The sequence below is a fragment of the Ilyobacter polytropus DSM 2926 genome (assembly GCF_000165505.1).
Lineage (GTDB): Bacteria > Fusobacteriota > Fusobacteriia > Fusobacteriales > Fusobacteriaceae > Ilyobacter > Ilyobacter polytropus.
Genome location: NC_014633.1, coordinates 258017 through 278819 on the forward strand (window position 1 = coordinate 258017; position 20803 = coordinate 278819).

The following is a 20803-nucleotide window of genomic DNA, read 5'->3' on the forward strand; positions in this document are numbered from 1 at the left end:
ATGATAAATAAAGTTTAAAATTTATATAGACTTTGAATATAGATGGGATTTTAGAAAAAGGGAGGACTAGTTATGTTTAAAGCTGTAGTTGTATGTCTCAGTGACAAGGGGTATAGGGGTGAACGAGAGGATAAAAGCAGTCAGGTTATGATTGAAATTCTAGAAAAAAATAACTATGAGGTTGTGGAAAATATTTTACTTCCTGACGACTACTATCTGCTAAAGCACACCCTTACAGAAATATGTGATTTAAAAAAGGCTGATCTTGTTCTTACAACAGGAGGAACGGGGTTTTCTAAACGGGATATCACCCCAGAGGCTACCCTTGAGGTGATAGAAAAGGCTGTGCCTGGGATACCAGAGGCAATAAGGGCATACTCTATGACCATAACCAAGAGGGCGATGTTGTCCCGGGCAGTGGCAGGGATAAGAAATGATACCCTAATAATAAATATGCCAGGAAGCCCTAAGGCTGTGAAAGAATCTCTTGAATATATTATGAGCAGTCTGCATCATGGTCTAGAGATACTTAAAGGTCAGGCTTCAGAGTGTGCTGCAGATAGTAATAAGTTATAATAAATTAGTTTTTACTCAACTTTTACCCAGATTAGATAACAGATTTACACTAGTTGGTTATAATTCCCTTGTAAAATAAATTCGAGGGAGGAATTAAAAAATGAGAAGAACTTTAATAGCAGCATTTATAGTCACAGCAGGAATACTTACAATTAATCAAGAGGCATCGGCTTTCTTTGGCTTTGGGAAGAAAAATAAAGCAGAAATAGTGCAGGTAGTGGGATCGGATACTTGTCTAAATGTAACTCAGCATATAACAGAGACTTATATGAAGGGACATAAGGATGCAAGGATTGCAGTAACTGGTGGAGGATCAGGAGTAGGTATCGCCGCTGCAATAAACGGAACTACTGATATCGCCATGGCATCTAGATCAGCTAAATCATCTGAAATGGGAAAAGCAGAAGCAAACGGTAAAAAACTTGAAGAAGTGGTATTTGGATGGGATGGAATCGGAGTTATCGTAAATAAGAACAATCCAATCAACGTTCTTTCTAAAGAGGTAATAGGAAAGATATTTGAAGGGAAGATCACAAACTGGAAAGAAGTGGGAGGAAAAGATGCACCAATCGTAATTCTTTCTAGAGATTCATCTTCTGGAACTCATTCATACTTTAAGAAGGATGTAGTAAGAGGCGGAGACAAGAAGTCTAAGAAAGAGTATTCAGAAACATCATTATTTTTACCTTCAAACTCAGCAATCGTTCAAGAAACAGCTAGCAACGAAAATGCAATAGGTTATGTGGGAATGGGATACCTAGATGATACTACAAAGGCACTAGGGGTAAACGGAATTGAGCCTACTGTTGCAAATGTATCAAGTAAAGCTTATCCTATTGCAAGAGAACTTTTCTGGTATGTACCTGCTGAAAGATCTCAGGTTATTACAAACATCGTTAAATTCGCTCTATCTTCTGAAGGTCAGTCAATAGTTGCTAAAGAGGGATTTGTACCTGCCAAATAGTAAGGGGATAGAATAACTGAGCTCTTTAAACTAAATTATATATATTTGTGACGGCCAGAGAATTTTCTCTGGCTGTCTTATTTTTTTGGGAAATTAGACAAGAAAAATTAAGTGTATATTTTGTCAGAACTTCTGAAAACTCTTAAAATATTCTTTACAAGTTGTTTACAGCAGATTTATATTGATTTTACAAAACTGCTGTAAAATTGTTGTATATTAAAATTAAAAATTAGTTTCAGGAGGAGTTAAATATGTTGAAGAAGACGCTTTTAGGATTATCATTATTAATATTAGTAGCATGTGGGCAGGATAAGGTAAAATCAGAAGTTGTGCAGATAACAGGATCTGACACTTGCCTAAATGTAACTCAGCAGTTGTCAGAGACCTACATGGAAAGCCATGAGGATGCTAGGATTGCAGTAACTGGTGGAGGATCAGGAGTTGGAATAGCTGCGGCTATCAATGGAACTACAGATATTGCCATGGCTTCTAGAAATGCAAAAGAAAAAGAGCTAAAAAGTGCAGAAGACGCCGGAAGACTACTTGAAGAGGTTGTATTTGGATGGGATGGACTTTCTGTAATTACTCACCCTAGCAACCCTGTAAATGTTCTTTCTAAAGAGGTTATCGGTAAGATATTCTCTGGAGAGATCAAAAACTGGAAAGAGATAGGAGGAAAAGATGCTAAGATAATACTTCTATCAAGAGACTCGTCTTCTGGAACTCATGTATATTTCAAGGAAGATGTAGTAAGAGGCGGAGACAAGAAATCTAATAAAGAGTATGCAGATGAAACTCTTTTTCTACCGTCAAACACAGCCATTGTACAGGAAGCTGCCACAAATGAAAATTCTATAGGCTATGTAGGAATGGCTTATATGGATGAAACTGTAAAGGCTATATCTGTAAATGGTGTAGAGCCAACAGTAGAGAACGTAGCAAGCAAGCAATATCCAATTGCGAGAGAACTTTTCTGGTATGTGCCAGCTGAGAGATCCCAGGTTATATCAAATATCGTAGAGTTTGTTCTTTCACCAGAGGGACAGGCAATAGTAGCTGATGAGGGATTTGTACCTGCAAAATAATAAGTAAAAAAACCTTCCGTCAAAGTACGGGAGGTTTTTTTAAAAAAAGTTTATTCTGAAGTTTATGCCTTGTAAAAAATTTTACATTTTTTTTACAAAAAATTTATAGTGTAATTACACAGAAGAGGTAAGATAAGACTATAAAATAAACTGAATCAGTAATGAAGGAGAGACAAATGGATATTAGGAAGATCAAAGATACCTTTATGAAGCACACAATATTTGGTGTGGCAGCATTTAATATTTTAATAGTATTTTCAATATTTTTCTACGTTTTCACCAATGGAATGAAGTTCTTTGGAGAGGGTAGTATAACAGACTTCTTATTAGGGAAGACTTGGATACCCCTTTCAGACTTGTATGGTTTTTTACCACTTTTAGCAGGTAGCTTTTGGGTGAGTATTATAGCTTTGGGAATTTCCATACCCCTGAGTTTGTTTACAGCAATATACATAGCAGAATATGCAAGTAAAAAGACAAGGGAAGTTTTTAAGGTACTTATCGAAACCATGGCAGCCCTTCCGTCAGTTGTACTAGGATATATTGGACTATATGTATTTTCAAAATATATAAGAGATATTTTCGGGCTGAACTCAGGTTTGACCGCTTTAAACGGTGGGGTACTCTTAGCTATTATGGCCATACCTACAATGGTAAGTATTGCTGACGATGCCATTATGGCCCTTGATAAATCCTATAAAGAAGCTTCACTGGCTATCGGGGCTAATAAGCTTGAAACAATAGTAAAGGTACTTCTTCCGGCGGCATTTCCAGGAATATTTGCCGGGATAATGTTAGGATTCGGGAGAATTATAGGAGAGACTATGACGGTATTGATGGTGACAGGTAATTCGCCTATTCTAAATTCTGGGCCTCTTACTGCAGTGAGGACACTGACAGCTACTATAGCTGCAGAGATGGGAGAGGTTACTATAGGGGATCAGCACTACTACTCGCTATTTACATTAGGTATAGTGCTCTTTGCAATTAGTTTTCTGACAAACACCGTTGCAGATCACTTTATCCATAAATCCAGAAAGAACATAGGCTAACTAAGGAGAGAAAAATGAGTATATTAAAGGGTAACGGGAAAAAGATAATAGAAACCATAATAAAAGTAATAGGAATATGTTCCATCCTTCCTGTATTGGGTATATTTGCATATATTATCTTTAAGGGAGTGCCGGCAATAACTTGGTCCTTTATTACTGAGGGGCCAAAGAGCGGGATGAGGGAAGGAGGAATATTTCCAGTAATAGTAGGAAGTATACTTCTTACCATAGGAACTATAATAGCAGCAGTGCCATTTGGAATCCTTACTGGGATATATCTGGTGGAATATTCAAATGATAACTGGTTAAGAAGAATAATCAATTTGACCATAGTAAACCTTGCAGGGATACCAAGTATAGTATATGGTCTATTTGGAATGGCTTTCTTTGTAATGGCCCTTGGAATGGGAAGATCCCTTATGGCCGGGTCTCTTACTCTGGGAATAATGAGTCTTCCAGTTATAATCACAGCAACTAGAGAATCTCTCCTTGCCATACCTAAAAGTATGAGAGAAGCATCTCTGGCTCTAGGAGCTACAAGGTGGGAAACAACGTGGAAAATAGTACTACCGGCGGCACTTCCTGGAATTCTAACAGGGATAATATTAAGTGTATCAAGAGCAGCTGGAGAGACTGCACCGATTATGTTTACAGCAGCAGCGTTTTATCTGCCATTTCTACCAGAGTCTTTAAGTGATCAGGTAATGGCGCTACCATACCATCTATATGTAATATCGACCCAGGTACCAAACATGCCAGAGTCAAATATGATGGGGACACTGTTCGTACTGGTGTTTATTACTGTAGGATTCAACCTTTTAGGAGCGTATATAAGAAATAAATTCAGAAAATTCAGATAAAAGCCGGTCTATAAAATCTGCAGAGGCAGTTATGGTAATCTTTGGGAGGTAATGAATAAAAATGGAAAATAATATAAGACTTAGTGTTAAAAACTTCAACTTTTACTACGGAAATTTCCAGGCGTTAAATAATATAAACATGGACGTAGAAAAAAACAAGGTAACGGCCCTTATAGGCCCTTCAGGCTGTGGTAAATCCACATTTTTAAGATCAATCAACAGAATGAATGATCTTATAGATATTTCAAAATATGAGGGAATTATTCAACTAGATGAGACTGATATATTTGATAAAAAATATGATATTGTTGAACTTAGGAAAAGTATTGGAATGGTGTTTCAAAAGCCAAATCCATTTCCCAAAACAATATATGAAAACATCGTATACGGACCTAAGCTTCATGGCACAAGAGATAAAAAGAAACTAGATGAGATAGTAGAGGGAAGTCTAAAGGCAGTAGCTCTCTGGGACGAGGTAAAGGACAAGCTTCATCAATCTGCCCTGGGACTATCTGGAGGACAGCAGCAGAGACTTTGTATCGCAAGGGCTATCGCTGTAGAACCTGAGATACTTCTTATGGATGAGCCTACTTCTGCTCTAGACCCTATCTCCACTCTCAAGATAGAAAGATTGATAAGAGATTTGGCAAAGGACTATACAATAATAATAGTAACTCATAATATGCAGCAGGCAGCAAGAGTTTCAGAATACACAGGATTTTTCTATCAGGGAGTATTAGAGGAGTTTGGTCCTACGGAAAAAATATTTACCAATCCTGATAACAAAAAGACAGAGGATTATATCACAGGAAAATTCGGATAAGATATTTTTGTCTAATTTAATATAAAATTTTGGAAGAAAATTAAGGGGGAACAATGAAAAATTTACATGAGAGAATCGAGTCTATCAATAATCACTTTATTGAGATGGCCAAAAATGTAGAGAGATTGCTCAGGATTAACATGGAGATGCTAAAGAATAAGTCTTTTGAAAAAGTTCTCTATGGAGAAGCTAAAATGGTGGAAGACATTGTAAATAGTTATGAAGTCAAGATAAAAGAGGATGTTGTTATAACTATCGCTATGTTTCAGCCAGCAGCAAGGGATTTGAGATCACTTTTAAGTACCTTAGAGGGGACCAAGATTCTCGAAAGAATGGGTGATTTGCTTTTAGATAACGTTCAGCTTATAAGAGAGATGGAAAAAAAAGGAGAACTACATAAGCCATATCTGTATTTGGTGGAGAAAGTGGCAGAGAAGGTGGAGGAAGTTTATAATATATATACTGAAGCCTTGGTAGGGCGAGACGATACGAAAGTATATACTATCCTTGCCCTTGATGAAGAGGTAAATGAAATAAGGGACGATACAGTAGAGAAACTAATTAAAGTAATGAAGGAAAATCCTGAAAATATTGAGTTTGGAAATTTAATACTTCTTTCAACAAAAAAATATGAAAGAATTTCAGATAAAATTATGCAATTGGGGAAAAGTTTGGTATATGATATCAGTGGAGATAATCTTAGAAAGAAAGAGCTGGTAAAAAGGGACTAGAAGCTAATGAAATCTGGAGGTGAAGTATGAAGGTACTTATAGTAGAAGATGATATTGAAATCCAACAGTTAGTTGGTTATTTTTTTAAAAAAGATGGATATGAAGTTCAGTTTGCAGGAGACGGACTAGACGGTCTTAAGTTTCTTAAAGCTTTTAAACCTGAGCTTGTAATATTAGATATAATGCTTCCAAGTCTTGATGGAAAAAATTTTACTAAAATAGTGAGAGAACTTCCGGATCAGTATGGTGACCCGATAATAATAATGCTTACGGCAAAGACTGAGATAGAAGATGTTCTCGAGGGCTTAGAGTTAGGGGCTAACGATTACATGAAAAAGCCCTTTGACCCAAGAGAGCTTATACTGAGAGCTAAAAAACTAATCTCTGGAGAAATGAGAGAGAGTAAAAGAGTTTCCTTTGCAGGAGTTGTGGTAGATGACGAAAGACATCTTGTCACTGAAAATGATGTAGAAGTGGAACTCTCTAAAAAGGAGTATGACCTTTTACATTTGTTATTTAATAATAAAGGTATAGTTCTCTCTAGAGAGAAAATCCTAGACAGAGTCTGGCAGACCAACTACTACTCAGGGGACAGGTCTGTGGATATTTATATCTCCAAGCTGAGAGATAAATTGAAGAGTATATCTAAAAATATACGAACAGTAAAGGGTGTGGGGTATAAACTAGAGGATAGAAAAGAATACTCCTCTAAGGAGAGATAAAAATGTGGTATACACTTTTGTGTATTCTCCAAAACTTAATTACTGAATAATCTGGCAGGCTCTCAAGAATAAATATTCTGGGGGCCTGTTTTTATGTTATTTTCCAATCCAACAAATATAGGTTCAGGCTTCTAGTACATTTTTTTCCAGATAATCACAAAAGGATATAAGTGATTCAATAGAGGAAGGTAATAAAATTACCCAAAAGGATTTTTATAATAATCTTATAAATTAATTTAAAGGAGGCGAAGGTTGTATGAAAAGAGTAATATTAATTTTTATAATTTTATTTTCAACCATTTATACAATGCCTGTAAAAGGTGACAGGGTTGATATAAGAAATCCAGTTGACGGAAATTTGATTTCAGCTTCAGAAAGGCTAACTGTAAATGCAAGGGTAGAAAAATCTATAATATCTGCTTCAAAATTTCTGGATGTAAATAAAAGTGCAAAAAATATTATAGCTGCTGCCAGTGAAATTAATGTATTGGGAGATATTGATAATATCCTGGTATCAGCATCAAGAAAACTAGCGGTTAACGGAGATGTAGGGGGATCAATTGTGGTTGCCTGCGAATCATTACTACTTAACGGGAATACAGGAGACGTGGTTGTTGCTGCAAGGGAGGTCGATGTAAACGGTGAATTAGATAACCTTTTTGTTGCTGCAGACAAAATCTATATAAGTGGTACAGTCAGGGGAAATGTTTATTCTACAACAAATAGAGTTGAGCTCATAGGAGATGGTGAAGTTTTGGGTGAAATATACCACCAAAAGGAAGCTCCTAAAATAGACAGAAGAGAAATTGTTAAAAAAAGTTATGGATTTATTCAAATAGTTTCCATTGTTCACTCATTTTTGGGAATTTTTGTTATAACATTCCTACTAAAGAAATTAGCACCTGACATGGAAGATAAATTGTCCAAGAATCTTTTCAATAAAGGCTTGCTAGCTTTTTTTATCGGGATTTTTTTCTTAGTTACATTTCCGATCTTTGTGATAATAACCATGCCTATTTTCGGAGTATATAGCTTCGGAATAATGCTAGGCTATCTACTCATTATCATTTTTTCAAAATCATTTTTGGTACTTGCTATTTCAAAACGCTATAACTATTTTTTATCAATTGCAGTGGTAGTAAGCCTTAGTTTTTTCTACCCATTTAGCTTAATTTTCTCAATAATAGGCTTTGGAATTTTCCTAATATTTGTAAAAGATGTATTATCAAGGAATCCAGAATTAGAGATATGAGAGAGGCTCTTTTATCTGGTGTTTTTACTTTTAATTCTTTTTATTTTTTAGATTGTTTAATTAATTGCAAATCGGTGGCATGTTTGACACGAGACAAAATTAAATCCAATTTTGTCTCTTTTTTTAGAGGGGATAAAATGGGAAATACAAGCATGGATGAACTGATAGTAAAAATAAATAACATGGAGAAGAAAGCTAAAAACCTCTTTCCTGTGATGAGAAAAATCTCTATAGATATGAAAAATCAAACGATGAAAAATTTCCGCCAAGAGAAAGATCCCGAGGGGAAGCCATGGAAGAAAAACAGACGTGGTGGGAAAACACTCACCAAGACCTCAAGACTGAAGCACAGCATAAGGCCAGCCCATGGGGATAATTACGCCATGGTGGGGACAAATGTAAAATATGCTAGAATCCACCAATACGGGGGAAAGATCAAAGCCAAGAACGGCAAGTATCTAAAATTTCAGTATGCAAAGGGGAAGTGGGCCTCTAGGAAAAGTGTAATAATACCCAAGAGGACATTCATGGGGATCAGTAGAAAGATGGGGGATAGGTATGAGGTGAGTATAGGGGAATATACAATAAAATTAAAATAATAATTTTTTGTTGCATAATTTTAGGTTAAATAAAATAAATTTGATTTTTTATTTTGTTAGGAGTTTAGGTATTAAATTAAATACATATTTTAAAAAGTTTTTTATTAAGTTGATATTGCCAATCTTTATTGGAAAAAAGATTAAAAAAACATCAAGTTTGACTTTGAAATAAAAATAAAGTATATATAGTTATCATTGGCCATATAATCAAGAAAGGAATGTGAAAAATGGAATTAACAGCTTTTAGTGTAACTTTAGCAAGTAAATTATTTGATAAAGCTTTTGACTTAGGGGTAACTAAACTTTCAAAAGATAGTTTAAATAAAAAATTTAAGAAAGCAGTAAGTGAAAGTATAGAAAAATTTAAAAATATGTATCCTGATGTCCCAATAAAGTCTTTACAGGTGTTTTTTTTTCAAGAAGAAATTTTTAATGAACTTCAAAAAATATTATTTAAATATTCTAATATAAACATTCAATTTATAAAACAAAATTTAAATGTATTAAGTATCCCTATTGAGGCAGTAGAAAAATTTATATTTATTTTGCGAGAAGAATTATATAAAGATATAGAATTTGAAGAAATATTTAGTAATAAAGAATTATTTGTTACTATTTTAAAATTAGGTCATTCAATAGAGGAAATCAAGGAATATGCATCTCTTAGCTATAATGAACTTGTAAAAATAAGTAGTACTCTTGAAAAAAAATATAATGAAAATTTTGATTTAGATACTTTTATGGATAAGTATAAAACAACTGTATTAACGAATATAAAACAAATTAACTATTTTGGATTAGGAATCGATAATAATATTTCAAAGGGTAGAAAAAATTTAGATGAGATATATATAGAACCTATTTTTAACTTAAGAAAGAATAATAGTTTGGAAACTTGCAATATAACTGACCTTTTAAATTTTAAAAAAAATATAGTTGTTCTTGGTAATCCTGGGTCTGGAAAGTCATTGTTTACAAAATATATAATTTATAATTTTCTAAAAGAAGGGACATATTTAAAAAATACAGAATTCTATAAAGAAATTCCTATTAGAGTTGAATTGAAAAAATATGTTTCTTATAAAGAAAAAAATAGAAACATAAAGAATTATATTCTCGATTTATTAAAAACAACATATGGACTTGAAAATATAACTGAAAAAAACGTAGAGTATTTTATATGTAATAACTATATTTCATTATTTTTTGATGGGTTAGATGAAATATTTGATGTAAATTTAAGGGAAGAAATAAAAAAAGAAATAGAAATAATATCAATAAATCACCCTAATCTAAAAATTATAGTAACTTCAAGAATAGTAGGATATGATGAAACAATTTTTAATGAAGAAATATTTGAGAAAGTAGAAATAATAGAGTTTAATAATAAACAAATTAGAGATTATGTTAAAAAATGGTATGATATAGAAGAAAAAGATGATGATATAAGAAAAAAAGAAATATTAGAATTTTTTAACCAAAAGAAGACTATAGATATAACACTTTTAAAAAATCCTTTACTACTTTCTCTAATAGTTATTCTATTTAGAAATAATGGGGAAATTCCAGAGTCAAGGTTAGAAATATATAGAAGTTGTACTAAAACGTTAGTCCATAAGTGGGATGAAAACAAAAAATTGAAAATAGATTTAGATTCTAAACTACTACAAAAAAAAGAAAATATTTTTGCAAATTTAGCATATTGGCAATACAAAAGACTAAGTAACCAGGGCAAACACTCAGATATAAAATATATTCAGGTTCTTAGAGAAGTTTCTAGAATTATTTTAGAACTTAAAATCACAGATGATGAAATATATGCTGATGATTTATCAGATAGGTTTTTAGAATATTCAAAAAATAGATCTATATATTTTGAAAACAATTTTACCCACAAAACATTTTTAGAATATTATGCAGCACTTTGGATACACAGATATTGCGCTGTTAAACCCTCTAAACAAGAAGAATTAAAAGATATTTTTTTAAATTATGCTTTAAGCTCTTATTGGTTTATTGTTCTAGAACTTTTGTTAAATATGATGGATGAACAACAAGGAGATTGCGAAGTTTTAGATGATCTTTTGGAAAATATTATAGACAAAAATGAAAAATACTTAATATTTTTATTGAAAGTTGTTCCTTTGATTCATAATATAAGCGATTGTCTGATTAAAAGAATATATTTTATGGCATTGACCCAAATCATTAAAGAAGCTTATTCTTCAGAAGATCAAAATAAAAATTTCTTTAAATTATTCAATGCAATTATTGAATCAAACCTAACACCACGTTGCATAAATATTTTACAAACTGCATTAGATGATTTATTTCCAAAACTAACAAGTAATCAAGAAAAAACAAATTATCATATTTTTTATTACGAATTTAATCAATCTTTAAATGATAATCTAAAAATAGAAAATAAATATATTGAAGATATTCAAAATCACTTAGATTGTAATGTTCTATATATACATACAACACATTTTATCGAAGGTGAAATCAATGAACAGCTATGTGATAAATATATTGAAAAATTTGGTAGAAAAAGCATGTTTGAAGATTTTAGTTTTTTTTATAAACACACAACATATTTTTATCCTTTAATATTTAGACTATTATCTAATGTTTTTAAAAATAATTTTGATTATGAACGATTAAAAAGAATCTTTTCTAAATATGAAATAACTAAACAGGAAATTGGAAATAGAATTCATAGAACCATTCTGCTAATGACAATGGGAGAGGAGCAATTAAAAAAATTAAAATCAGAAATATTAGAATATAAAAAAATTGAAACAGATGATGCTTTAAAACATTATATTGAATTAGCTTTTAAAAATATAAAAGGAAGAGAAGAAATGTTTAAACTAAAAAGATTTGGATAAGTATTAAAACAAAATAACTATATTAAGAGCCCCTATGGGGTTTTTTTTATGGAATTATATATAGAGGTGTGCTATATATAAAGGATATAATAGGAGGGGATTTATTTTGAATAATTTAGAAATTTTAAAGATGTTAGAAGAAAAATTTAAGCCTACCATTGACGTGCCTCATTCTGTATTTATTGATGGAAAATGGGGAATAGGTAAGACTGAGATAATTAAACAATTTCAAATAAAAATAAAAATATCAAAACCTTATTTAAAAGTATACTATATATCTTTATTTGGGAAAAATACTTTTAAAGAGATAGAAACTGAAATTATAAATAAAGTACTTTTCCCAAAGTTTTCTAAAGCACAAAATGGAGGAGGGGCTCATCTTTTCAAACAATTTTCTAAGGATGTACTGAAGGGAATTGCTAAAAATAAAACCGGAATAGAACTTGATATTTTTAGTTATATGAAAAGCTTAAGTCTTGAAAATATTGCTTTTGGAAGTGATATGATTTTCATATTTGATGATTTAGAGAGATTAACAAACCAAATACAATTAAGAGTTGTTTTAGGTTCGATTGAAAAAGTATCTTTAAAAAGCAGTGTTATTATAATAGGTAATTATTCTGAAATCGGTCATATCAAGAAGGATTCAAATCCAAATGAAAATAATAATAAACCAGAAAAAAATTTAATTCAATTAGAATTTGATAAATTCAAAGAAAAAATAATTAATAGAGAATATAAATATTTAAAAAATAATAATTCTGTCTTTAACAGTATTATAGAAAAATATTGGGACGACGAAACTGTTTCTTATTTTGATAAAGACTATTTAATTTCATATTTTGAAAAATGTGGAAAATCTAATTTAAGAACTTTTATAAAAATATTACTCTTATTAAAAGAAATTATGCCTAAATTAAAAGAAGAACCTCTTTTTAAAAATTTTCAAAAAGAAATAATAAGAGTTTCGAGTGCTTTAATTATAGAAATGTACTCTGGAACTAATAAAATAGATATGAGTTGCATTGAAGATTCAAAAAAATCTAATGACTTATTTAAGACATTTAGAGAAATAAATTTAAAACACGATTATGGACTCTTTGGAACAATAGATTTATTATTAATGGAAATCTTATTTGAGTATTTATCAAAAAATAAATTAAATTTACAACGGTTTAAAACTCAAGTAAATCCAGAAAAATTAGAAATCCAGAAAGATATAGACCAATTAAATACATATTTTTTCTATTCAGATGAACAAATTGAAATTATAGTGAATAAAATCGTAGAGAAAATAAAAGAAACAAATATTGATTATTTTATTGATCAAGAAAAAATTGTTGAATTAATTGTTCATTTAGAAATTGTTTTAAATGATATGGAATGGCAAGATTTATATACAGAATTAAAAGAAAATATACCTTTTATTTCTCAAATTGCAAATGAGTTAAGTATAGTTTCTAAAAATGATTTGATGTCAATTATTCATAGAAAAAGCTATATTAAAGAAATAAATTTGTATTTTTCTAATCAATTAATTAATCAAATAAATCTAAATAATGATAAAAGAGATTCTGAAGAAAAACTAAATACATTTAAAAACGCTTTGACTAAAAAAGAATACAGAAAATGTTATGAAGCTTTAACAGTTGATAGCTTTAATGTAGGCTACATAGAACTGCTTAAAAGTATAAAAAAGGAAATAATTGCTCCAATTTTAGACCCAGAGATAGATTCAAACTATTGGTCTTTAATACACTTTCTTTTTCCTTTAATTTATGAAAAAGATGACATTTTAATGGACTTAGATTCAAATAGCATTAAAAAAAATAGTATGATAAATAAAAGAATTGAAATCTTGAAAAAACAATATAATAATTAATTGCCAAAATCCCTAAACTGTATTAAAATAAAAAAACAATAAAAATAAGAGACCGAGAGTCCGCAAAGAACTGTATTTCTACAGCTCTTTTTCGGGCTCTTTTTATTTTACGGGGTGAATTTAATGAAGAAAAGGGTAAAAGTATTTGAAAGCGGGACCTATACACAGGGAGAATACCCTGCGGATAAGGTGAAAAAAATCTTTGAAAAATCCAAAGGACCGTAGGCAAGATGATTTTGAGGTAGAAATAAGCTGAATATTCAATAAAAAAAGACTGAGTATTCTCAGTCTTTTAAAATATCAATGATAAAAATAGTTAAATTTGGTGCGCAGAGGGGGACTTGAACCCCCACCGAGAACCCCCGACAAGGCCCTCAACCTTGCGCGTCTACCATTCCGCCACCTGCGCTTGTAAATGGTGCGTGAAGGGGGACTTGAACCCCCACCGGGAAACCCCCGACAAGGCCCTCAACCTTGCGCGTCTACCATTCCGCCACCCACGCTTACACCTTAGTTACAGAAAGTATAATATCATATTTGATGGGCCTTGTAAAGGTGTTTTTATGAAACAGATTAATTTATCTTTCCTATATCTCTTCTGTAATACATCTTGTCAAATTTGATTTTTTCAATGGAATTATAGGCATTTTTCTTGGCATCATCTAGGTCTTTTCCGAGAGCTACCACATTTAAAACTCTTCCTCCGGAAGTGACAAATTTTTCATCTTCTTTTTTTACTCCTGCCATAAAGACAATATCCTCTACTGTTTCGCAGCCGGTTATCTCGTATCCTTTGTTGTAAGCCTCAGGATACCCTCCAGAAGCCGCAACTACACAGCATGCAGACTGGTCTTTCCATTTTATTTTATCATTATCAAGAGTTCCTTGTAGAGTATCGTTGAGTATATCTAAAAAGTCGCTGTCTAAAAGTGGAAGTACCACCTGAGTTTCAGGATCTCCCATTCTCATATTATATTCAAGGAGATACACTCCTCTGCTGTTTATCATCAGACCAAAGAATATAACGCCGCAGAAGTCTAGACCTTCAGCCTTTATACCGTTTAGGGTAGGCTCCACAATATCTTTGATATAGTGATCATATACCTCAGTAGTGACATATGGATTTGGTGCAATTACGCCCATACCACCTGTATTAAGGCCGGTATCTCCCTCTCCGATCTTCTTATGATCTTTTGCTGATATGAAGGACACTATCTGCTTAGAGTCTGTGATAGAGAGTATAGAGGCTTCTACACCTTCTAAAAATTCCTCTATAACTACTTCATTTCCAGCATCACTGAATTTTTTGTCTACCATGATATCATTTACAGCCTCTATACCTTCCTTGATATCAGCACAGATAAGGACTCCTTTACCTGCAGCCAAACCACTGGCCTTTATTACAACTGGAAAATTGATAGTATCAAGGTAAGCTTTTGCCTTGTCAGCATCTGTAAATATCTCATAGGCTGCAGTTTTTACACCGTATTTTTTCATAAAATCCTTGGCATAAGCCTTAGATCCCTCTAGAAGGGCAGCCTTACTGTCAGGTCCAAATATCTTAAGTCCCTTTTCTTTGAACTTATCTACGATACCTGCAACTAAAAGCTCTTCACTTCCTACCATGGTAAGGTCTATCTTCTCTTTTTCTGCAAATGCTAAGATATCCTCCATACCTTGTAAGTCTACGTTTTCAACCTTTTCCAAAAGCTCAGTACCAGCATTTCCAGGTGCACAATATATTTTATTTACATTTTTATTTTCCTGTATTTTCCAGCATATGGCATGTTCTCTTCCACCGCTGCCTACAACTAATATTTTCATACTTTATCTCCCCTCAGATTCAAGAATTTTATGGTTTTACCTGTCCAGTCAAAATTAAAGTTTTTTTATTTAGTTTATTACAGGCCTGCCAAATAGTTTCATTCAGCAGACCTGTTCACACTGTAAATAACAGAATTAATGTTTAAAATGTCTTAGTCCGGTAAATACCATTGAAATTTTATGCTCATTACATGCATCAATAGATTCCTGGTCTCTCATAGATCCACCAGGCTGTACTATTGCAGTTATTCCAGCCTTAGCACACTCGTCTACTACATCTCTAAAAGGGAAAAAAGCATCAGAGGCAAGTACTGCACCGTCTCCTGCTCTCTCTATGGCTTGCTTTGCAGCCCAGATTCTGTTTGTTTCTCCAGTTCCTACACCTTTAGCCATGCCATCTTTTACCACAACAATTGCGTTAGATTTTACATGTTTTACTACCTTCATTCCAAAGACCATGTCATCCATCTCTTTTTTAGAAGGGTCCTTTTCAGTTACAACTTTAAAATCCTTTGAAAAAGCCTTGTCAGAATCCTGTACCAGAATTCCTCCGTCTACTTTTACATACTCTATCTTATCACAAGGAGTATATTTAGCTTTTATTATTCTTAGATTTTTCTTTTTCTTTAGTATTTCTAGAGCTTCCTCTGTAAAGTCAGTAGCTATAACTATTTCAAGGAATGTCTTGCTCATCTCAGCAGCAGTTTCTCCGTCTACTGTCGTGTTTACTGCTACAATTCCTCCAAAGATGGAAATAGGATCGCAGTCATATGATTTTTTGTAAGCTTCTGCCACAGTCTCAGCTACAGCCACTCCACAAGGTGTAGAATGTTTTAGTCCACAGCAGGCAGTCTCTTCAAACTCACTTACTACTTTCCATGCTACATCCATATCTCTTATATTGTTGAAAGAAAGTTCTTTACCATTTAGCTGTTCAAAGTCCTTCATTGCACCTTTTTCTGTAGTGGATACATAGTAGGCTGCGTTTTGGTGAGGATTTTCTCCATATCTGAGATCCATCATTTTCTCGTAAGAAACACTTAGATATTTAGGCATCTCTCCCTCTAATAAGAAGTTTGATATTGCTGCATCATAAGCCGATGTCAGGTTAAATACCTTTCCTGCCAGTTTTTTTCTGTTTTCGAAAGAAAGATTTCCTGTGCTTTCAATTTCCTTTTGAATTTTAGAGTAATCTTCTACATCAGTTATTACGATTACATCTTCAAATGATTTTGCAGCAGATCTAAGCATAGTCGGACCGCCGATATCTATAAATTCTACTTTTTCTTCGAAAGAGATATCATTTTGTACCTCGTCAAAAAATGGATAGAGATTTACAATAACCATGTCGATAGGAGCGATCTCTCTTTTCTCTAGAGTCTCCATATGCTCTTTGTTGCTTCTTATAGCCAAAATTCCGCCGTGGATATTAGGATGAAGAGTTTTTACTCTTCCGTCTAGCATTTCAGCGGCTCCTGTAACTTCTGACACTTCAGTAACAGGGATAGAATTTTCTCTCAGGTACTTATAAGTTCCACCTGTAGATACTACCTCTACACCTGTCTCTACTAAAAATTTTGCAAAATCCAGTATTCCTGTTTTATCATAAACTGAAATCAGTGCTCTCTTCATAAATATGATTCTCCTTTTAATACTTTCTTAATTACTGCTGTTTCTCCCAAATTAATTCTGTTATTCTATATAGATATAATCTATATAGAAAGCCGCAGACTCGCAATATAAATCTTAAAATTAGGTTTTAGGTTTTAGGAATTTTAAGTTTTTATTATCTTTTATTTAGGTTTTAGGAGTTTAAATAGTTGATATGCGAGTCTGCAGCCCCCCGGCAAAAGTTAGTTACCCTCAGCGATATCCATAATGGCCTGAGGCAAAAGTCTGTGCTCTATTTCAAGGACTTTTTTCTGAAGAGTTTCAGGGGTATCGTTTTCTAATACCGATACTTTCTCCTGGTATATTATCTCTCCAGTGTCCACACCTGCATCTACATAGTGTACCGTACATCCGCTTTCTTTTTCACCGGCGGCTATTACAGCCTGATGGATTTTTATACCATACATTCCAGGTCCTCCGAATTTTGGAAGAAGCGACGGATGGATGTTTATTATTTTTTTACTCCATTTTTTAGTAAATTCAGAATCAAGTATAGACAGAAAACCTGCAAGAACGATAAGGTCCACCTTGCCTTCTAAAATGGTGTCTATCTCTTTTGAGAGATTTTTTTTCAGTTCTTTTCTATCTAAAAGGTATGTTTTTATACCGTTACTACTCCCTCTTTCTAAGCCATAACATTTTCTGTCAGCAATAACACAGTCGATTTTACAAGGGAGTTTTCCATCGTTGATTTTATCGATGATAGCCTGGAAATTACTTCCTCCTCCTGATACCAATACTGCTATATTAAGCATAGCTCTTTATCTCCCTTTTTAATATATCCTATTTCATAAGCTTCCTCACCAAGAGTTTTCAGCTCTGAAATAACTGCATCTTTGTCAGACTCAGCTACAACCAATACAAATCCGACTCCCATATTGAAAGTTCCGTACATCTCATTCTCAGGAACGCCTTTAGACTGAAGATGTTTAAATATTTCAAGAACTTTTATTTTACTCTTTTCAACTACCGGATGGTATCCTTCTCCTATTGTTCTAGGAAGATTTTCAGGAAGTCCACCTCCTGTTATATGAGCCATACCCTTTACAGTGAATTTTTCCAAAAGGGCAAGGATAGGTTTTACATATATTTTAGTTGGTTCAAGAAGAACCTCACCTATTTTTTTACCGTTGAGTTCCTCGTCAAAATCAGTAATCAGTTTTCTTACAAGAGAAAAACCATTACTGTGAACTCCAGAGGAAGGAAGGGCTATAATAACATCTCCATCTTCAACTGTACTTCCGTTTATGATTTCATCTTTTTCTACGACTCCAACAGAAAATCCTGCAATGTCATAGTCTCCATCTTTATAAAAACCAGGCATTTCAGCTGTTTCTCCCCCTACAAGGGCAGCTCCTGACTGAAGACATCCTTCAGCTACTCCTGATACTAGCTGAGCAGCTTTTTCAGCTTCTAACTTTCCGCATGCCATGTAGTCAAGGAAAAACATTGGCTTTGCTCCGTGACACAATATATCGTTGACACACATAGCTACAGCATCTATACCTACAGTGTTGTATACTCCCATTTTAAATGCTACTTCTAGTTTTGTCCCTACACCGTCTGTTCCAGATACAAGAACTGGGTTTTTATACTGACCCATCTCGTACATAGCTCCGAAACTTCCTAGACCATTTAAAACACATTTATTATGAGTTTTTGAAACGGCTTTTTTCATGAGGTCAACAGCTTTATATCCCTCTTCTTTATTTACTCCAGCATCTTTATATGAAATTGACATTATTTCCTCCTAAGTTTACACTTCTCCCATTGGGGTACATACAGGGTATTCTCCATCAAAACATCCTAAACAGAAATCTTCACTTCCTAGAACCTTTGCAAGGTTGGGAAGAGTAAGATAATCTAGAGAATCTGCTCCGATCTCTTCTTTTATCTCTTCTACAGAAAGTTTTGCCGCTATAAGTTCTTTCCTGTGGGCAGTATCAATCCCAAAATAACAAGGGAATTTTACTGCTGGAGAAGCCGAACGGAAGTGTACTTCTGTTGCTCCTGATCTTCTTAACATCTGAATAAGAAGTCGGCTTGTGGTTCCTCTTACTAGAGAATCATCTACCACAACGACTCTTTTACCTTCTACATTTACTTTTAGAGGGTTAAGTTTTACCTGAACCGCTTTCTCCCTGAGTTCTTGAGAAGGTTTTATGAATGTTCTTCCTATATACTTATTTTTTATAAGCCCTACAGTATATGGAATACCGCTCTCTTCTGCGAAACCTATTGCAGCAGGGATTCCAGAATCAGGCACTCCTATTACAACATCTGCATCTACAGGTTTTTGTCTTGCAAGGTATTTACCAGATTCAACCCTTACCTGAAAAGCACTCTTTCCGTCGATGATACTGTCAGGTCTTGCAAAATATATGGTTTCAAATGAACAAGGAGCATTTTTTGTGTTTTCAGCATATTTCACAGATCTTACTCCATCATCATCGATTACAACCATTTCTCCAGGCTCAATATCTCTTATTAGGTCTGCTCCTGCAGCATCTAATGCACAAGATTCAGAGGCCAAGAAATAATCTCCCTCTTTATTTTGTCCAAGACAGAGAGGTCTTATACCATAAGGATCCCTTACACCAATAAGCTTATGGTCAGCCAAAATAGTTAGAGCATATGATCCTTTTATGGCACTAACCGTACTTCTTATAGCTTCTTCTAATCCCTTAGAAGCTTTTCTTGCGATCATATTTATGATAACTTCTGAATCAATATTTGTAATAAATGTAGAACCTGAGTCTTCAAGAAGTTCTCTGATTATATCTGCATTTACAAGGGTTCCATTGTGTGCAACTGCGATTTGTCCAAGTTTAAATTTACTTTCAAGGGGTTGAGCATTTACAAGCTTACTTTCACCTGAAGTAGAGTATCTTACGTGACCTATTGCTGCATTTCCTTGTAATTCCTTAAGTTTTTCAGAGCTAAAGACATCGGCTACAAGGCCCATTCCTTTGTAAGTTGTCTTCTTTCCTGAATTTGAAATTGTAATTCCTGCACTTTCCTGACCTCTGTGCTGAAGTGCATACAAACCGTAGTAAGTCAGAGTAGATATTTCTTCTTTGGCAGTTTTTGAATATACGCCAAATACTCCGCACTCCTCTTCCATTTTATCTATATCATGTATGTCATACATATTTATTTAGCACCCAGCCTTTTTAAAATCTCGATATAAGCTTCTTCGATACCTCCGAGATCTCTTCTGAATCTGTCTTTATCGAGTTTTTCACCTGTTTCTTTATCCCAAAGTCTGCAAGTATCAGGTGTTATCTCGTCTGCAAGAAGGATCTCACCGTCTTTATTTTTTCCAAATTCTATTTTAAAATCAACAAGAGTAATTCCCTCTTCATCAAAGGTTTCTTTCAGAAGGTTGTTGATTTTAGCAGTTGTATCATATATTTTTGCAAGGTCCTCATAAGTAGTTACACCCATTGCCACAGCGTGGTGGTCGTTGATAAGGGGATCGTTGTACTTGTCATTTTTATAGCAGATTTCAAATATAGTGTTTGAAGGCACTGTTCCTTCCTCTATACCTACTCTAGCAGCCATAGAACCTGCTATTACATTTCTCACTATTACCTCTAAAGGAATGATCTCCACCTTCTCACAAAGCTGGTCCCTTTCGTTTAGCATCTTTTTAAAGTGAGTTTTTATTCCATTTTTTTCTAGAATTTCATATAGAGTGGCAGTGATTTTATTGTTTAAAATACCTTTATTTTCGATAGTCCCTTTTTTAGCACCGTTTCCAGCAGTGGCGTCATCTTTAAAGTGGATGATAACTAGATTTGGATCTTCTGTAGAGTAAACTTTTTTAGCCTTTCCTTCATACACCATATCCTTTTTTATCATTTCTATT

At 33.4% G+C, this 20803-nt stretch carries 18 protein-coding genes and 2 tRNA genes; 12 read left to right on the top strand and 8 right to left on the bottom strand.

Features of this window, described 5'->3' with window-relative positions; genetic code table 11:
* The first annotated feature begins 72 nt into the window (after positions 1-72).
* The 12 genes from ILYOP_RS11170 to ILYOP_RS11225 all read left to right on the top strand — a co-directional run bounded on the left by ILYOP_RS11170 (position 73) and on the right by ILYOP_RS11225 (position 13437).
* Entirely contained in the window at positions 73-576 is a 504-nt protein-coding gene (locus tag ILYOP_RS11170) for a MogA/MoaB family molybdenum cofactor biosynthesis protein (protein ID WP_013388608.1), read from the top strand.
* A 100-nt stretch (positions 577-676) separates the two neighbouring features.
* On the top strand, positions 677-1540 hold the full coding sequence (locus ILYOP_RS11175; protein WP_013388609.1) for a PstS family phosphate ABC transporter substrate-binding protein: 864 nt from the start codon (positions 677-679) through the stop codon (positions 1538-1540).
* Positions 1541-1791: 251 nt separating this feature from the next.
* A complete protein-coding gene (locus ILYOP_RS11180) occupies positions 1792-2625 on the top strand; it encodes a phosphate ABC transporter substrate-binding protein (RefSeq protein WP_013388610.1) in 834 nt (277 codons plus the stop codon).
* A gap of 176 nt (positions 2626-2801) precedes the next feature.
* The gene (gene pstC / locus ILYOP_RS11185) at positions 2802-3677 is read left to right on the top strand and encodes a phosphate ABC transporter permease subunit PstC (protein ID WP_013388611.1); all 876 of its coding nucleotides are present in this window, start codon (positions 2802-2804) and stop codon (positions 3675-3677) included.
* A 14-nt stretch (positions 3678-3691) separates the two neighbouring features.
* Positions 3692-4537 (top strand): phosphate ABC transporter permease PstA, encoded by an 846-nt coding sequence (gene pstA, locus ILYOP_RS11190; protein ID WP_013388612.1) that lies wholly within the window; start codon positions 3692-3694, stop codon positions 4535-4537.
* Between the two features lie 61 nt (positions 4538-4598).
* Complete coding sequence (gene pstB, locus ILYOP_RS11195; RefSeq protein ID WP_013388613.1) at positions 4599-5360, top strand: phosphate ABC transporter ATP-binding protein PstB; 762 nt, start codon at positions 4599-4601, stop codon at positions 5358-5360.
* 53 nt (positions 5361-5413) lie between these two features.
* Positions 5414-6091, top strand: coding sequence for a phosphate signaling complex PhoU family protein (locus ILYOP_RS11200; protein WP_013388614.1), 678 nt, complete (start codon positions 5414-5416; stop codon positions 6089-6091).
* Positions 6092-6117: 26 nt separating this feature from the next.
* A complete protein-coding gene (locus ILYOP_RS11205; RefSeq protein WP_013388615.1) occupies positions 6118-6813 on the top strand; it encodes a response regulator transcription factor in 696 nt (231 codons plus the stop codon).
* Positions 6814-7069: 256 nt separating this feature from the next.
* Positions 7070-8065 carry a bactofilin family protein gene (locus tag ILYOP_RS11210; protein WP_013388616.1) on the top strand — a complete coding sequence of 332 codons (996 nt, stop codon included), beginning with the start codon at positions 7070-7072 and terminating at the stop codon, positions 8063-8065.
* A gap of 137 nt (positions 8066-8202) precedes the next feature.
* Positions 8203-8664, top strand: coding sequence for a phage virion morphogenesis protein (locus tag ILYOP_RS11215; protein WP_049774894.1), 462 nt, complete (start codon positions 8203-8205; stop codon positions 8662-8664).
* A gap of 227 nt (positions 8665-8891) precedes the next feature.
* Positions 8892-11555, top strand: coding sequence for an NACHT domain-containing protein (locus ILYOP_RS11220; RefSeq protein ID WP_013388618.1), 2664 nt, complete (start codon positions 8892-8894; stop codon positions 11553-11555).
* Positions 11556-11661: 106 nt separating this feature from the next.
* Positions 11662-13437, top strand: a complete 1776-nt coding sequence (locus tag ILYOP_RS11225) for a hypothetical protein (RefSeq protein WP_013388619.1) — start codon at positions 11662-11664, stop codon at positions 13435-13437.
* Positions 13438-13760: 323 nt separating this feature from the next.
* Here ILYOP_RS11225 and ILYOP_RS11230 read toward each other — a convergent pair.
* From ILYOP_RS11230 to purC, 8 genes are all read right to left on the bottom strand, one after another.
* Positions 13761-13846 (bottom strand) — tRNA-Leu (locus ILYOP_RS11230).
* A 7-nt stretch (positions 13847-13853) separates the two neighbouring features.
* Positions 13854-13940 (bottom strand) — tRNA-Leu (locus ILYOP_RS11235).
* 70 nt (positions 13941-14010) lie between these two features.
* A complete protein-coding gene (gene purD, locus ILYOP_RS11240; RefSeq protein ID WP_013388620.1) occupies positions 14011-15261 on the bottom strand; it encodes a phosphoribosylamine--glycine ligase in 1251 nt (416 codons plus the stop codon).
* A 135-nt stretch (positions 15262-15396) separates the two neighbouring features.
* The gene (gene purH / locus ILYOP_RS11245; RefSeq protein WP_013388621.1) at positions 15397-16893 is read right to left on the bottom strand and encodes a bifunctional phosphoribosylaminoimidazolecarboxamide formyltransferase/IMP cyclohydrolase; all 1497 of its coding nucleotides are present in this window, start codon (positions 16891-16893) and stop codon (positions 15397-15399) included.
* A 221-nt stretch (positions 16894-17114) separates the two neighbouring features.
* Positions 17115-17687: a phosphoribosylglycinamide formyltransferase gene (gene purN / locus ILYOP_RS11250; RefSeq protein ID WP_013388622.1), complete on the bottom strand. Its 573-nt coding sequence runs from the start codon at positions 17685-17687 to the stop codon at positions 17115-17117.
* Positions 17675-18673, bottom strand: coding sequence for a phosphoribosylformylglycinamidine cyclo-ligase (gene purM, locus ILYOP_RS15650; protein ID WP_013388623.1), 999 nt, complete (start codon positions 18671-18673; stop codon positions 17675-17677). The genes purN and purM overlap by 13 nt, the downstream gene beginning before the upstream one ends.
* A gap of 15 nt (positions 18674-18688) precedes the next feature.
* Positions 18689-20083, bottom strand: a complete 1395-nt coding sequence (purF, locus tag ILYOP_RS15655) for an amidophosphoribosyltransferase (RefSeq protein WP_013388624.1) — start codon at positions 20081-20083, stop codon at positions 18689-18691.
* A gap of 2 nt (positions 20084-20085) precedes the next feature.
* Positions 20086-20796 (bottom strand): phosphoribosylaminoimidazolesuccinocarboxamide synthase, encoded by a 711-nt coding sequence (gene purC, locus ILYOP_RS11265; RefSeq protein WP_013388625.1) that lies wholly within the window; start codon positions 20794-20796, stop codon positions 20086-20088.
* Positions 20797-20803: the final 7 nt, after the last annotated feature.

What these genes read in the sequence shown, in the direction of transcription:
- pstC (WP_013388611.1), top strand. Translation starts at nt 2,802, where the DNA reads ATGGATATTAGGAAGATCAAAGATACCTTTATGAAGCACACAATATTT.
- ILYOP_RS11170 (WP_013388608.1), top strand. Translation starts at nt 73, where the DNA reads ATGTTTAAAGCTGTAGTTGTATGTCTCAGTGACAAGGGGTATAGGGGT.
- ILYOP_RS11175 (WP_013388609.1), top strand. Translation starts at nt 677, where the DNA reads ATGAGAAGAACTTTAATAGCAGCATTTATAGTCACAGCAGGAATACTT.
- ILYOP_RS11200 (WP_013388614.1), top strand. Translation starts at nt 5,414, where the DNA reads ATGAAAAATTTACATGAGAGAATCGAGTCTATCAATAATCACTTTATT.
- purH (WP_013388621.1), bottom strand. Translation starts at nt 16,893, where the DNA reads ATGAAGAGAGCACTGATTTCAGTTTATGATAAAACAGGAATACTGGAT.
- purD (WP_013388620.1), bottom strand. Translation starts at nt 15,261, where the DNA reads ATGAAAATATTAGTTGTAGGCAGCGGTGGAAGAGAACATGCCATATGC.
- pstB (WP_013388613.1), top strand. Translation starts at nt 4,599, where the DNA reads ATGGAAAATAATATAAGACTTAGTGTTAAAAACTTCAACTTTTACTAC.
- purN (WP_013388622.1), bottom strand. Translation starts at nt 17,687, where the DNA reads ATGCTTAATATAGCAGTATTGGTATCAGGAGGAGGAAGTAATTTCCAG.
- ILYOP_RS11220 (WP_013388618.1), top strand. Translation starts at nt 8,892, where the DNA reads ATGGAATTAACAGCTTTTAGTGTAACTTTAGCAAGTAAATTATTTGAT.
- pstA (WP_013388612.1), top strand. Translation starts at nt 3,692, where the DNA reads ATGAGTATATTAAAGGGTAACGGGAAAAAGATAATAGAAACCATAATA.
- ILYOP_RS11180 (WP_013388610.1), top strand. Translation starts at nt 1,792, where the DNA reads ATGTTGAAGAAGACGCTTTTAGGATTATCATTATTAATATTAGTAGCA.
- purF (WP_013388624.1), bottom strand. Translation starts at nt 20,083, where the DNA reads ATGTATGACATACATGATATAGATAAAATGGAAGAGGAGTGCGGAGTA.
- purM (WP_013388623.1), bottom strand. Translation starts at nt 18,673, where the DNA reads ATGTCAATTTCATATAAAGATGCTGGAGTAAATAAAGAAGAGGGATAT.
- purC (WP_013388625.1), bottom strand. Translation starts at nt 20,796, where the DNA reads ATGATAAAAAAGGATATGGTGTATGAAGGAAAGGCTAAAAAAGTTTAC.
- ILYOP_RS11215 (WP_049774894.1), top strand. Translation starts at nt 8,203, where the DNA reads ATGGGAAATACAAGCATGGATGAACTGATAGTAAAAATAAATAACATG.
- ILYOP_RS11205 (WP_013388615.1), top strand. Translation starts at nt 6,118, where the DNA reads ATGAAGGTACTTATAGTAGAAGATGATATTGAAATCCAACAGTTAGTT.
- ILYOP_RS11210 (WP_013388616.1), top strand. Translation starts at nt 7,070, where the DNA reads ATGAAAAGAGTAATATTAATTTTTATAATTTTATTTTCAACCATTTAT.